Here is an 11,854-nt window from a genome sequence, read left to right as displayed (position 1 = left end):
CTTGCATACAGTGGCAGGACCGGCGGGATTTCCGCAGTTACGACGAGTGTTTTCCGCGATCGAAGGGACGTACATGCCCATGGGTCACACGGCCACAGACCAGGCAGGCACCGGGGGCCTGACAGCGACGGAGCACCGCCTGGCCAACGGCCTGCGCGTGGTGCTCTCCGAGGACCACCTGACCCCGGTCGCGGCGGTGTGCCTCTGGTACGACGTCGGATCGCGCCACGAAGTCAAGGGCCGTACCGGCCTGGCTCACCTTTTCGAGCACCTGATGTTCCAGGGCTCCGGCCAGGTGAAGGGCAACGGCCACTTCGAGAAGGTCCAGGGCGCCGGCGGCTCGCTCAACGGCACCACCAGCTTCGAGCGCACCAACTACTTCGAGACCATGCCCACCCACCAGCTGGAGCTCGCCCTCTGGCTGGAGGCCGACCGCATGGGGTCGCTGCTCACGGCTCTCGACGACGAGTCCATGGAGAACCAGCGCGACGTCGTGAAGAACGAGCGGCGGCAGCGCTACGACAACGTCCCCTACGGCACGGCGTTCGAGAAGCTGACCGCCCTCGCCTACCCGGAGGGCCACCCCTACCACCACACGCCGATCGGCTCGATGGCCGACCTGGACGCGGCGACCCTGGAGGACGCGCGGGCGTTCTTCCGGACGTACTACGCGCCCAACAACGCGGTTCTCTCCGTGGTCGGCGACATCGACCCGGAGCAGACGCTCGCCTGGGTCGACAGGTACTTCGGCTCCATCCCCTCGCACGACGGCAAGCCCGCCCCGCGCTCCGGTGAACTGCCCGAGACCATCGGCGGGCAGCTGCGCGAGATCGTCGAGGAAGAGGTCCCCGCGCGCGCGTTGATGGCCGCCTACCGGCTCCCGGAGGACGGCACGCGCGCGTGCGACGCGGCGGACCTCGCGCTCACCGTCCTCGGCGGCGGCGAGTCCTCCCGCCTCTACAACCGGCTGGTACGACGCGACCGTACGGCCGTCGCCGCCGGGTTCGGTCTGCTGCGGCTGGCCGGCGCGCCCTCCCTGGGGTGGCTGGACGTGAAGACGTCCGGTGACGTCGAGGTGCCGGTCATCGAGACCGCCATCGACGAGGAGCTAGCCCGGTTCGCCGCGGAGGGCCCCACGGCCGAGGAAATGGAGCGCGCCCAGGCCCAGTTGGAGCGCGAGTGGCTGGACCGGCTTGGCACGGTCGCGGGCCGCGCCGACGAACTGTGCCGGTACGCCGTCCTGTTCGGTGACCCGCAGCTCGCCCTCACGGCCGTCGGGCGGGTGCTCGAGGTCACCGCCGAGGAGGTCCAGGAGGTCGCCAAGGCGCGCCTGCGGCCCGACAACCGCGCGGTGCTCGTCTACGAGCCGACCGTCCCCACGGAGACCGTCGAGGAACCCACCGAAGACCTGGAGTCCGCGGCGACCGTGGAAGCCACCGACGACAACGAGGAGGCGGCCAAGTGACCGAGCTCGCCGCTATGGAATTCCACCCCGAGCCGCAGGCCGGCGAGGCCAGGCCGTGGGCGTTCCCGGCCCCCGAGCGCGGGACCCTCGACAACGGCGTGACCGTTCTGCGCTGCCACCGCCCCGGCCAGCAGGTCGTCGCCGTAGAGGTGCTCCTGGGCGCGCCGTTGGACGCCGAACCGGCCGGCCTCGACGGCGTCGCCACGATCATGGCGCGGGCCTTCTCCGAAGGCACCGACAAGCTCTCCGCCGAGGAGTTCGCCGCCGAGCTGGAGCGCTGCGGTGCCACGCTCGACGCGCACGCCGACCACCCCGGCGTCCGGGTGAGCCTCGAGGTCCCGGTCTCGCGTCTGCCCAAGGCGCTCGGGCTGCTCGCCGACGCCCTCAGGGCGCCCGCTTTCGCGGACAGCGAGGTCGAGCGGCTGGTCCGCAACCGCCTCGACGAGATCCCGCACGAGCTGGCCAACCCCTCCCGCAGGGCCGCCAAGGAGCTCTCCAAGGAGCTGTTCCCGGCGGACTCGCGCATGTCGCGCCCGCGCCAGGGCACCGAGGACACGGTCGCGGCCATCGACTCCGCGGCCGTCCGTGCCTTCTACGAGAAGCACGTCCGTCCCGCCACGGCCACCGCCGTGGTCGTCGGCGACCTCACCGGCATCGACCTGGACGCGCTGCTCGGCGAGACGATCGGCTCCTGGACGGGCTCGCCCGCGCAGCCGCGCCCGGTGCCTCCGGTGACCGCCGACGACACCGGCCGGGTCGTCATCGTGGACCGCCCCGGCGCCGTCCAGACGCAGCTGCTCATCGGCCGGGTCGGTCCCGACCGGCACGATCGCGTGTGGCCCGCGCAGGTGCTCGGCACGTACTGCCTCGGCGGCACCCTCACCTCCCGGCTGGACCGCGTCCTGCGCGAGGAGAAGGGCTACACCTACGGAGTGCGGGCGTTCGGACAGGTGCTGCGGTCCGCCCCGGACGGCTCGGGCGCCGGGATGCTCGCCATCAGCGGCTCCGTCGACACCCCGAACACCGGCCCCGCACTCCAGGACCTGTGGACGGTGCTGCGCACGCTCGCCGCGGACGGGCTCACCGACGCCGAGCGCGATGTCGCCGTACAGAACCTCGTCGGGGTGGCGCCGCTGAAGTACGAGACCGCTGCCGCCGTGGCCGGCACGCTCGCCGACCAGGTGGAGCAGTACCTGCCGGACGACTATCAGGCCACGCTCTACCGCGAGCTCGCCGCGACCGGCACCGTCGAGGCCACCGCGGCTGCCGTACGAGCCTTCCCCGTGGACCGTCTGGTGACGGTTCTCGTGGGCGACGCGGCGCAGATCAAGGAGCCGGTCGAGGCCCTCGGCATCGGCCAAGTCACCGTCGTGTCCGCCGAGTAGAGGCGAACGTTCGGGCACGCGCGTGTGGAGCCCTGGTGACGGAAGCGTCACCAGGGCTCCTTTATGTCCGAATTACGGGAGAGGTTGCCTGTCTGGCCTGTGGCATGCGCTACAAAAGCCGTGATCCGTTTGGGGATTGAAAGATGTCCCGTTTAGCGTCTTCCGGGCTGTCCGTCAGGCAGTGCGCCGCATCCGCGGCACCGGACAGCCATCGCCGAGTCCCCAGACGGCGCGAGCCAGGGGAGCCGGGGACCCACATACGTAGTCCCTGGGGTGAATCGGACGCCCGCGCGTGCAGCGAGGGGGTCCGTAGGAGACCTTCCTGCTCCGAACCCGTCAGCTAACCCGGTAGGCGAGAAGGAAGGAAAGGACCAGCCACCACATGGCGTTCACCTGCGCCACCGGGAAGCACCGCCGTCCCAGCCGGATCCAGCGCACCACCGCCCGCGCGGCGGGCGTCGCGGCCCTCACCACCACCGGCGTCATCGGCACCCTGGCAGCACCCGCGCTCGCGGCCGAGTCCGCCGCCGAGACGACCGGCCTGATCCCGGTCATCAGCATCGCCGACTCCGCCGACCCGATCGCGGAGCAGGCCGCCGCGCAGAAGGAGGCCGCCGAGGAGGCCGCAGCCGAGAAGAGGGCCGAGGCTGCCGCCAAGAAGGCCGCCGCGGAGAAGGCGAAGAAGGCCCGCGAGGCCAAGGAGCGTGCCGCCCGCGAGGCCGAGCGCAAGCGCCTCAACAGCTATGTGGCACCGATCACCGGCTCGTACGTCTCCACCGGCTACCAGACCGGCGGCTCCCTGTGGTCCTCCGGCAGCCACACCGGCGTCGACTTCCACGCCGCGAGCGGCACCTCCGTCCACGCGGTCGGCCGCGGCACCGTCGTCGAGGCGGGCTGGGGCGGCTCGTACGGCAACGAGGTCGTGATCAAGATGAACGACGGCACGTACACCCAGTACGGCCACCTGTCGTCCATCGGCGTCTCGGTGGGCCAGAGCGTCACCCCCGGTCAGCAGATAGCCCTCTCCGGCGCGACCGGCAACGTCACCGGACCGCACCTGCACTTCGAGGCCCGTACGACCGCGGAGTACGGCTCCGACATCGACCCCGTCGCCTACCTGCGCTCGCACGGCGTGGGCGTCTGACGACCGACCCACCGATCGCTCCGCGTCCCGAGGCCCCGGCTCCCGAGCCGGGGTTTCGGCGTTTCACACGCCCGGTTGTCCAAAAAATATCCATGGATTCCGGCCCGCCATCGGAAATTCCGGCTCATTGCAATAGAGTCACGGAACACACGTCAATCATCGACGTTTCACGGGGATTAAGGCGGAGGTCGGTCATGCGTATTCCGGCGCACTCGGTATGCACGGCGATCCGGGACGACATCGTCGCCGGTGTCTACGAGCGCGGCGGCAGGCTCACCGAGGAACTCCTCGCCCGCCGCTACGGCGTCTCGCGCGTCCCCGTCCGTGAGGCCCTGCGCACGCTGGAGGCCGAGGGCTTCGTGGTCACCCGGCGGCACGCGGGCGCGTGCGTCGCCGAACCGACCGAGCAGGAGGCCGCCGACCTGCTGGAGATGCGGATGCTCCTGGAGCCGCTCGGCGCGTCCAGGGCCGCCCAGCGGCGCACCGAGGCCCACCTCAAGGTGCTGCGGGGCCTGGTCAGGCTGGGCCAGGAGCGGGCCAGGCGCGGCAACAGCGAGGATCTGCGCTCCCTGGGGGGCTGGTTCCACGAGACGCTCGCCCAGGCCTCCGGCAGCCCCGCGCTGACCTCGATGCTGACCCAGCTGCGGCACAAGATCGCCTGGATGTACGCGGTGGAGGCGCCGGCCAACCCCGCGGAGTCCTGGGCGGAGCACGGCGCGATCGTCGACGCGGTGGCGCGCGGTGACGGCGAGCGCGCCCGGGCGATCACCGCCCTGCACACCGAGCGCGCGGGCGCCGCGCATCGACTGCGGTTCAACGGCGGCGCCGATCGCACGGACCGTGTGAGGAATTCGCAACATCCCGTAAACATGCCGAGCCTGCGGCATTAACACGGGCGCCGTATACAAAGAGGGGTTAATTCGCGGGGGATTATTTCTGCTGCCCGTAAGCGGGAAATGCGAAGGGCCCGCCCGGTAATTCGGGCGGGCCCTTCGGCGCTGCGATGAAAGTCGCAGCCCGGAATTCAGACGGTCTCGGGAAGCTCTTCGAGACCCTCGGCGACCAGCTTCGCCAGCCGGTCGAGGGCGGCGTCCGCGCCCTCGGCGTCGGAAGCGAGCACGATCTCCTCGCCGCCCTGGGCGCCGAGCCCGAGGACGGCCAGCATGGAGGCCGCGTTGACGGGGTTGCCGTCGGCCTTGGCGATCGTCACGGGGACCCCAGAGGCCGTGGCGGCCCGGACGAAGATGGAGGCGGGGCGGGCGTGGAGACCCTCGGCCCAGCCGACGTTGACGCGGCGCTCAGCCATGTGATGCTGCCCTTCGAGTGTTCAGGGTTGTCTAGACCAGTTTCCCATACCGTGAAGCAAGCCCGGAACGGTCCTGCGTCCCGTCCGGAAGTGTCGTCGCACCGCGGCCTCGGCCCGACTCCCGTCCTCCACAGACTGCCTCGCGCCGTTGTCGTACGCGAGCCGTACTCTGGGCCCCATGCAGAGCGCGCCGGACCGGCACGAATACCCCGCCCACTGGGAAGCCGACGTGGTGCTGCGCGACGGCGGCACCGCACGCATCCGCCCCATCACCGTTGATGACGCCGAGCGCCTGGTCAGCTTCTACGAGCAGGTGTCGGACGAGTCGAAGTACTACCGCTTCTTCGCGCCCTACCCGCGCCTGTCCGCCAAGGACGTCCACCGCTTCACGCACCACGACTTTGTGGACCGGGTGGGACTCGCGGCCACCATCGGCGGCGAGTTCATCGCCACCGTACGCTATGACCGAATCGGCACCGACGGAATGCCCGCGTCCGCACCGTCCGACGAGGCCGAGGTCGCCTTCCTCGTGCAGGACGCCCATCAGGGCCGCGGCGTCGCCTCCGCCCTCCTGGAACACCTCGGCGCCGTCGCCCGTGAGCGCGGCATCCGCCGCTTCGCCGCCGAGGTGCTCCCCGCCAACACCAAGATGATCAAGGTGTTCACGGACGCGGGGTACACCCAGAAGCGCAGCTTCGAAGACGGCGTCGTGCGCCTGGAGTTCGACCTCGAACCCACGGACCGGTCCCTCGCCGTGCAGTACGCGCGCGAGCAGCGCGCCGAGGCACGGTCCGTGCAGCGGTTGCTGATGCCCGGCTCCGTCGCCGTCATCGGGGCCGGCCGCACTCCCGGCGGAGTGGGACGCAGCGTCCTGGGCAACATCCGGGAGGCCGGGTTCACGGGCTCTCTGTACGCCGTGAACAGGGCGTTCCCGGAGGAGTTCAAGGAGTTCGACGGGGTGCCCGCGCACCGCTCCGTGCGGGACATCGAGGGGCCCGTCGACCTCGCGGTCGTCGCCGTGCCCGCGGACCTCGTCCCCGAGGTCGTCACCGAGTGCGGCGAGCATGGCGTGCAGGGGCTCGTCGTGATCTCCGCCGGGTACGCCGAGAGCGGCCCCGAGGGGCGCGAGCGGCAGCGGGAACTGGTCCGGCACGCGCGTGCGTGCGGCATGCGGATCATCGGCCCCAACGCGTTCGGGATCATCAACACCGCGGAGGGCGTACGGCTGAACGCGTCCCTCGCTCCCGAGATGCCCCGTCCCGGACGGATCGGGCTCTTCGCCCAGTCCGGCGCCATCGGGATCGCGCTGCTGTCCCGGCTGCACCGGCGCGGCGGCGGGGTCACCGGGGTCACGGGTGTGTCCACGTTCGTGTCCTCCGGCAACCGCGCGGACGTGTCCGGGAACGACGTACTCCAGTACTGGTACGACGATCCCGACACCGATGTGGTGCTGATGTACCTGGAGTCCATCGGCAACCCCCGCAAGTTCACCCGGCTCGCGCGGCGTACGGCAGCGGCGAAGCCGTTGGTCGTCGTGCAGGGCGCGCGGCACGGAGGCGCGGCGCCGCAGGGGCATGCGGTGCGGGCGACGCGGTTGCCGCATGCCACGGTGTCCGCGCTGCTGCGGCAGGCCGGGGTGATCCGGGTGGACACGATCACCGAGCTGGTCGACGCGGGGCTGCTGCTCGCGCGTCAGCCGTTGCCGGCGGGCCCTCGCGTGGCGATCTTGGGGAACTCGGAGTCGTTGGGGTTGCTGACGTACGACGCGTGTCTCTCCGAGGGGCTGCGGCCTCACCCTCCGCTGGATCTGACGACGGGAGCTTCGGCGGACGACTTTCATGCGGCGCTGTCGAGAGCTCTGGCCGACGACACGTGCGACGCGGTGGTGGTGACCGCCATACCGGCGGTGGGGGAGGGGCCCGCTGAGGATGCGGCGCTGGCCGAGGCACTGCGGTCGGCTGCGGCAGAGGTTCCCGGCAAGCCGGTGCTGGTGGTGCATGTGGAGCTCGGCGGGCTCGCGGAGGCGCTGTCGGCCGCGGCCAGTACCGCACCACAGGCAGGTCGAACGGCACCCGGCGTTGCAGACCGCGCTCACCTTCCCCCACTCCCGGCTTCGCCGGAGCGGACGGACCCCCATCTCCCTGCGGAACGACTGCCGGCCGCGGCGCCGGTACCTGACGAAGCGGGGCTCATCCCCGCCTACCCCGCCGCCGAGCGCGCCGTCCGCGCCCTCGGTGAAGCCGTCAGGTACGCCCAGTGGCAGCGTGATGCCGTTGAACCCGGCAAGGTGCCCGAGTACGAGGACATCGACGAGAAGGGGACCGCCGAGCTGATCGACGGGCTGCTGGCACGGGGCCAGGGGCTGACCCTGGGGACCGAAGAGACGTGTGAGCTGCTGGGGAAGTACGGGATCGGGGTCCACCGGGCGCTGCCCGCGCTGTCGCCCGATGACGCCGCCGCGGCGGCCCGCACCCTCGGCTATCCCGTAGCTCTCAAGGCCACCGCCCCGCACCTCAGGCACCGGGCCGATCTGGGCGGCGTACGGCTGGATCTGGCGGACGAGGAGCAACTGCGCAGAGGGTATGCCGAGTTGACGGAGCTGTTCGGGAAGCCGGAGGAGCTGCGGCCGGTGGTGCAGGGGATGGCGCCGCGCGGTGTCGACACCGTGGTGCGTGCGGTGATCGATCCGGCGGCCGGGGCCGTGCTGTCGTTCGGGCTCGCCGGTGCCGCCTCCCAGCTGCTCGACGACACGGCGCACCGGCTCGTCCCGGTGACCGACCGGGAGGCGGCCTCGCTGGTGCGGTCGATCCGGACGGCACCGCTCCTGTTCGGCTGGCGTGGTTCGACGCCGGCCGACACCCCGGCCCTGGAGGAACTGCTGCTGCGCGTGTCTCGGCTGGTGGACGATCATCCGGAGGTGGTCGCGGTGACCCTGGAGCCGGTGGTCGTGGCCTCGCGCGGATTGAGCGTGCTCAGCGCGTCCGTACGCCTGGCGCCTCCGCCCGCCCGTGACGACCTCGGTCCGAGGACGCTTCCGGTGTACTAGAGACCGGTGTGAGCGGTGCCTCGCAGTCAGTGTGCCCCCTTAGGATGGGCGTCATGGCCAAGACCAGTACGACGACCCAGGGGCTGCGAGCGGCGATCGAGCGCAGCGGCTACTACCCGGCCCTCGTGGCCGAGGCGGTGGAGGCCGCTGTGGGCGGCGAGCCCATGCGGTCGTTCCTGGTCCACCAGGAGACGACGTTCGACCAGAACGAGGTGCGGCGGCATGTGACCGTGCTCGTCCTCACCGGCAACCGCTTCATCGTCAGCCACACCGATGAGCAGGCCGCCGACAGCACCTCCCCGACGCCGTACGCCACCACCTCCACCGAGTCGGTCAAGCTCGGCCGGATCTCGTCCGTCGTGGTCAGCCGGGTCGTCGCCAACCCGGAGTCGTACACGCCGGGCACGCTGCCCCGCGAGGTCGTGCTGACCATCGGCTGGGGCGCCGTCTCCCGTCTCGACCTGGAGCCCGCCGCCTGCGGCGACCCCAACTGCGAGGCGGATCACGGCTACACGGGCAGTTCGACGGCCGACGACCTCAGCCTGCGCGTCAGCGAAGCCGGCGACGGCCCCGAGACGGTCCGCCAGGCCCTCGTCTTCGCCCAGTCGCTCTCCGAGGCCACCGCGGGCCTCGACCACTGATGGCCCACCCGTCTCCCCCCGCCGCCCATGATGGAGGGCGCTCCGCGCCCACACCTCCTGACTCCGCCTCCTGGGACACCCACCCGGAACCCCTCGCCGTCGACTCCGCCCCCCGGCCCGAGTACGGCACCGGCTCACTCGCCGACCTGCTGCCCACGCTGGCCGCGGGCATGGCCGTACCGGAAATGACCGCGGCCATTCCTGAGCTGACCGCGGCCGACCGCAACTGCGTGTTCCTGATCGACGGCCTGGGCTGGGAGCAGCTCAAGGCGCACCCACAGGACGCGCCCTTCATGACCTCCCTGATCAGCAGCTCGCGCGGCGGCACCGGCCGTCCGCTCACCACCGGATACCCGGCGACCACCGCGACCTCCCTCGCCTCCGTCGGCACCGGACTCCCGCCGAGCGCGCACGGCCTGCCCGGATACACCGCCCGCAACCCGGCCACCGGCGAGCTGATGAACCAGCTGCGCTGGCAGCCCTGGACCGATCCGCGGGCCTGGCAGCCGTACCCCACGGTCTTCCAGCTCGCGGACGCGGCCGGTGTGCACACCGCCCAGGTGTCCTCACCCCACTTCCAGAACACCCCCCTGACCAAGATCGCGCTCAGCGGCGGCACCTTCCACGGGCGGCTGACCGGTGAGGAGCGCATGGACCTCGCGGCCGAGCAACTGGCCGGCGGCGACCGCGCGCTCGTCTACACGTACTACGCCGAACTCGACGGCGCCGGACACCGCTTCGGCGTCGACTCCGACACCTGGCGCGGCCAGCTCATGCACGTCGACCGGCTCGTCCAGCGCCTCGCCGAGCAACTCCCCGCCCGCACCGCGCTCTACGTCACCGCCGACCACGGCATGATCGACGTCCCCTTCGACGAAGAGCACCGCATCGACTTCGACGAGGACTGGGAACTCCGCGCCGGCGTCGCCCTGCTCGGCGGCGAGGGCCGCGCCCGGCACGTCTACGCGGTGCCGGGTGCCGAGAACGACGTACTGACCTGCTGGCGTGAAGTGCTCGGCGAGCAGTTCTGGGTGGCCTCGCGGGACGAGGCGATCGCGGCGGGCTGGTTCGGTCGGCCCGGTGAGTGCGATGAGCGGGTCCACGGCCGGATCGGCGATGTCGTCGCGGCCGCACGGGACGACGTACTGATCATCGCCTCCGAGCGGGAGCCGAAGGAGTCGGCGATGGTCGGCAACCATGGCTCGATGACCCCGGCCGAGCAACTGATCCCGCTCCTCGAAGTACGCTCCTGACAACCGTCCGCCCTGCCCTGAAAGGTGCTCAACCCGCCATGCCCGAGCTCGTGTTCTTCTCCGGAACGATGGACTGCGGGAAGTCGACGCTGGCTCTCCAGATCGAGCACAACCGCTCGGCGCGTGGTCTGGCCGGCATGATCTTCACCCGTGACGACCGGGCCGGCGAGGGCAAGCTGTCGTCACGGCTCGGGCTGGTCACGGACGCGGTGGAGGTCGAGGACGGGCAGGATCTGTACGCGTATCTCGTCGACCACCTCTCGCAGGGCGGCCGCGCGGACTACGTCATCGCGGACGAGGCGCAGTTCCTCGCGCCGCAGCAGATCGACCAACTCGCGCGCGTGGTCGACGACCTGAGCCTCGACGTCTACGCCTTCGGCATCACGACCGACTTCCGCTCCAAGCTGTTCCCCGGCTCCCAGCGCCTCGTCGAACTCGCGGACCGCGTCGAGGTCCTCCAGGTCGAGGCCCTGTGCTGGTGCGGCTCCCGGGCCACGCACAACGCCCGCACGATAGGCGGCGAGATGGTCGTCGAGGGTGCTCAGGTCGTCGTCGGCGACGTCGACCAGGCCGACGACATCGGCTACGAGGTCCTGTGCCGCCGCCATCATCGCCGCCGCATGACCGCGGCGACGGCACGGGCGGCGGCGCTGTCACCGGACGTACTGCCGGTCTCCCCGGGCTGACTTCAGCGCGGGCTCTGGACCAGGCAGAACCTGGCTCCTTCCGGGTCCGCGACCGTTGCCACGCGGCCGTGTTCGCTGTCGTGGGCCGGTTTGAGGACATGCCCGCCGAGGTCGGTGATCCGGGCGAGGCTCGCGTCCGTGTCGGCGACTTCGAAGTACGTCATCCAGTGCGGACCCCGGTCGCGGGGCAGGGCGTTGCCGACGCCGTGGATGCCGGCGACCGGGCGGCCGTCGATGAGCAGGGTCACGTAGTCGAAGTCGGCGGAGACCACCGGCTCCTCCTCGTAGTCGAACACGGTCTCGTAGAACTTGGCGACACTCGCCGTCTCGAAGGTCAGCAGTTCGTGCCAGGCCGGTGTGCCGGGCACCCCGGCGATGGCCGTGCCGGCGTGCGCCGCCGCCTGCCACACGCCGAAGACCGCGCCCGACGGGTCCGAGCCGATCACCAGCCGCCCGGCATCCTCCGCGTCCAGCGGGCCCACCCCGACGGTGCCGCCGCACAGCCGTACCGTCTCGGCGGTCAGGTCGACGTCGTCCGAGGCGAGGTAGGGCGTCCAGGCGATGGGGAGGTGCCGGTCCGGCGGGAGCTGGCCGATGCCCGCCACCTCGGAGCCGTCGAGCAGCGCCCGCGCATAGGGGCCGAGCTGCTGGGGGCCCGGCTGGAACTCCCAGCCGAACAGCGCTCCGTAGAACTCCTGGGTCGTGGCCAGTCCGTGCACCATCAGACTCACCCAGCAGGGCGTGCCGGGCGCGTGCCGAGCGTGCGTTTCGCCGTTCGGGCCGGCCGACCCCCGTGCCTCGGTCATCGTCACTCTCTCCTCGACCCCTTGCGGCGGCCGTGTCGCCGCCGCTCTGCGGACCCCGTGCCGATGCTCGCACCACCCGTGGGACCGCGCGCTCCGGGCGCGCCGCCGTCATCGGCCTGTGC

General features: G+C 71.4%; 10 protein-coding genes and 1 riboswitch. Of the genes, 8 read left to right on the top strand and 2 right to left on the bottom strand.

The annotated features are described in order from the left end of the window. Positions 1 to 73: 73 nt before the first annotated feature. The 4 genes from ACIHFB_RS20175 to ACIHFB_RS20160 all read left to right on the top strand — a co-directional run bounded on the left by ACIHFB_RS20175 (position 74) and on the right by ACIHFB_RS20160 (position 4,884). The gene (locus tag ACIHFB_RS20175; RefSeq protein ID WP_365285378.1) at positions 74 to 1,465 is read left to right on the top strand and encodes a pitrilysin family protein; all 1,392 of its coding nucleotides are present in this window, start codon (positions 74 to 76) and stop codon (positions 1,463 to 1,465) included. Next, the gene (locus ACIHFB_RS20170) at positions 1,462 to 2,850 is read left to right on the top strand and encodes a pitrilysin family protein (protein WP_365285380.1); all 1,389 of its coding nucleotides are present in this window, start codon (positions 1,462 to 1,464) and stop codon (positions 2,848 to 2,850) included. The genes ACIHFB_RS20175 and ACIHFB_RS20170 overlap by 4 nt, the downstream gene beginning before the upstream one ends. Before the next feature lie 202 nt (positions 2,851 to 3,052). Further along, positions 3,053 to 3,219, top strand: a riboswitch (cyclic di-AMP (ydaO/yuaA leader). A gap of 13 nt (positions 3,220 to 3,232) precedes the next feature. Then, on the top strand, positions 3,233 to 3,994 hold the full coding sequence (locus ACIHFB_RS20165) for a M23 family metallopeptidase (RefSeq protein ID WP_365285382.1): 762 nt from the start codon (positions 3,233 to 3,235) through the stop codon (positions 3,992 to 3,994). Positions 3,995 to 4,188: 194 nt separating this feature from the next. Further along, positions 4,189 to 4,884: a GntR family transcriptional regulator gene (locus ACIHFB_RS20160; RefSeq protein ID WP_365285384.1), complete on the top strand. Its 696-nt coding sequence runs from the start codon at positions 4,189 to 4,191 to the stop codon at positions 4,882 to 4,884. A 134-nt stretch (positions 4,885 to 5,018) separates the two neighbouring features. Here the strand turns inward: ACIHFB_RS20160 and ACIHFB_RS20155 are convergent, their stop codons facing one another. Beyond that, positions 5,019 to 5,300: an HPr family phosphocarrier protein gene (locus ACIHFB_RS20155; RefSeq protein ID WP_003981826.1), complete on the bottom strand. Its 282-nt coding sequence runs from the start codon at positions 5,298 to 5,300 to the stop codon at positions 5,019 to 5,021. 178 nt (positions 5,301 to 5,478) lie between these two features. Between ACIHFB_RS20155 and ACIHFB_RS20150 the strand changes: the two genes are divergently transcribed. Genes ACIHFB_RS20150 through ACIHFB_RS20135 form a run of 4 tightly spaced genes read left to right on the top strand, consistent with a single transcriptional unit; the run spans position 5,479 to position 10,926 of the window. After that, a complete protein-coding gene (locus tag ACIHFB_RS20150) occupies positions 5,479 to 8,346 on the top strand; it encodes a GNAT family N-acetyltransferase (protein ID WP_365285387.1) in 2,868 nt (955 codons plus the stop codon). A 53-nt stretch (positions 8,347 to 8,399) separates the two neighbouring features. After that, positions 8,400 to 8,987: a DUF5998 family protein gene (locus ACIHFB_RS20145; RefSeq protein ID WP_365285389.1), complete on the top strand. Its 588-nt coding sequence runs from the start codon at positions 8,400 to 8,402 to the stop codon at positions 8,985 to 8,987. Continuing rightward, entirely contained in the window at positions 8,987 to 10,240 is a 1,254-nt protein-coding gene (locus ACIHFB_RS20140) for a nucleotide pyrophosphatase/phosphodiesterase family protein (RefSeq protein WP_365285391.1), read from the top strand. The genes ACIHFB_RS20145 and ACIHFB_RS20140 overlap by 1 nt, the downstream gene beginning before the upstream one ends. A 38-nt stretch (positions 10,241 to 10,278) precedes the next feature. Then, positions 10,279 to 10,926: a thymidine kinase gene (locus ACIHFB_RS20135; RefSeq protein ID WP_365285393.1), complete on the top strand. Its 648-nt coding sequence runs from the start codon at positions 10,279 to 10,281 to the stop codon at positions 10,924 to 10,926. Positions 10,927 to 10,928: 2 nt separating this feature from the next. On the opposite strand, the gene ACIHFB_RS20130 is transcribed toward ACIHFB_RS20135, so the two are convergent. Continuing rightward, positions 10,929 to 11,732, bottom strand: coding sequence for a VOC family protein (locus ACIHFB_RS20130; RefSeq protein WP_400127512.1), 804 nt, complete (start codon positions 11,730 to 11,732; stop codon positions 10,929 to 10,931). Positions 11,733 to 11,854 lie beyond the last annotated feature (122 nt).

Source organism: Streptomyces sp. NPDC051963 (assembly GCF_044593495.1).
Lineage (GTDB): Bacteria > Actinomycetota > Actinomycetes > Streptomycetales > Streptomycetaceae > Streptomyces.
The sequence above is the reverse complement of the archived record's forward strand: the minus strand, read 5'-3'. Positions and strand labels throughout refer to the sequence as shown.

What these genes read in the sequence shown, in the direction of transcription:
- ACIHFB_RS20175 (WP_365285378.1), top strand. Translation starts at nt 74, where the DNA reads ATGCCCATGGGTCACACGGCCACAGACCAGGCAGGCACCGGGGGCCTG.
- ACIHFB_RS20165 (WP_365285382.1), top strand. Translation starts at nt 3,233, where the DNA reads ATGGCGTTCACCTGCGCCACCGGGAAGCACCGCCGTCCCAGCCGGATC.
- ACIHFB_RS20160 (WP_365285384.1), top strand. Translation starts at nt 4,189, where the DNA reads ATGCGTATTCCGGCGCACTCGGTATGCACGGCGATCCGGGACGACATC.
- ACIHFB_RS20155 (WP_003981826.1), bottom strand. Translation starts at nt 5,300, where the DNA reads ATGGCTGAGCGCCGCGTCAACGTCGGCTGGGCCGAGGGTCTCCACGCC.
- ACIHFB_RS20150 (WP_365285387.1), top strand. Translation starts at nt 5,479, where the DNA reads ATGCAGAGCGCGCCGGACCGGCACGAATACCCCGCCCACTGGGAAGCC.
- ACIHFB_RS20145 (WP_365285389.1), top strand. Translation starts at nt 8,400, where the DNA reads ATGGCCAAGACCAGTACGACGACCCAGGGGCTGCGAGCGGCGATCGAG.
- ACIHFB_RS20140 (WP_365285391.1), top strand. Translation starts at nt 8,987, where the DNA reads ATGGCCCACCCGTCTCCCCCCGCCGCCCATGATGGAGGGCGCTCCGCG.
- ACIHFB_RS20135 (WP_365285393.1), top strand. Translation starts at nt 10,279, where the DNA reads ATGCCCGAGCTCGTGTTCTTCTCCGGAACGATGGACTGCGGGAAGTCG.
- ACIHFB_RS20130 (WP_400127512.1), bottom strand. Translation starts at nt 11,732, where the DNA reads ATGACCGAGGCACGGGGGTCGGCCGGCCCGAACGGCGAAACGCACGCT.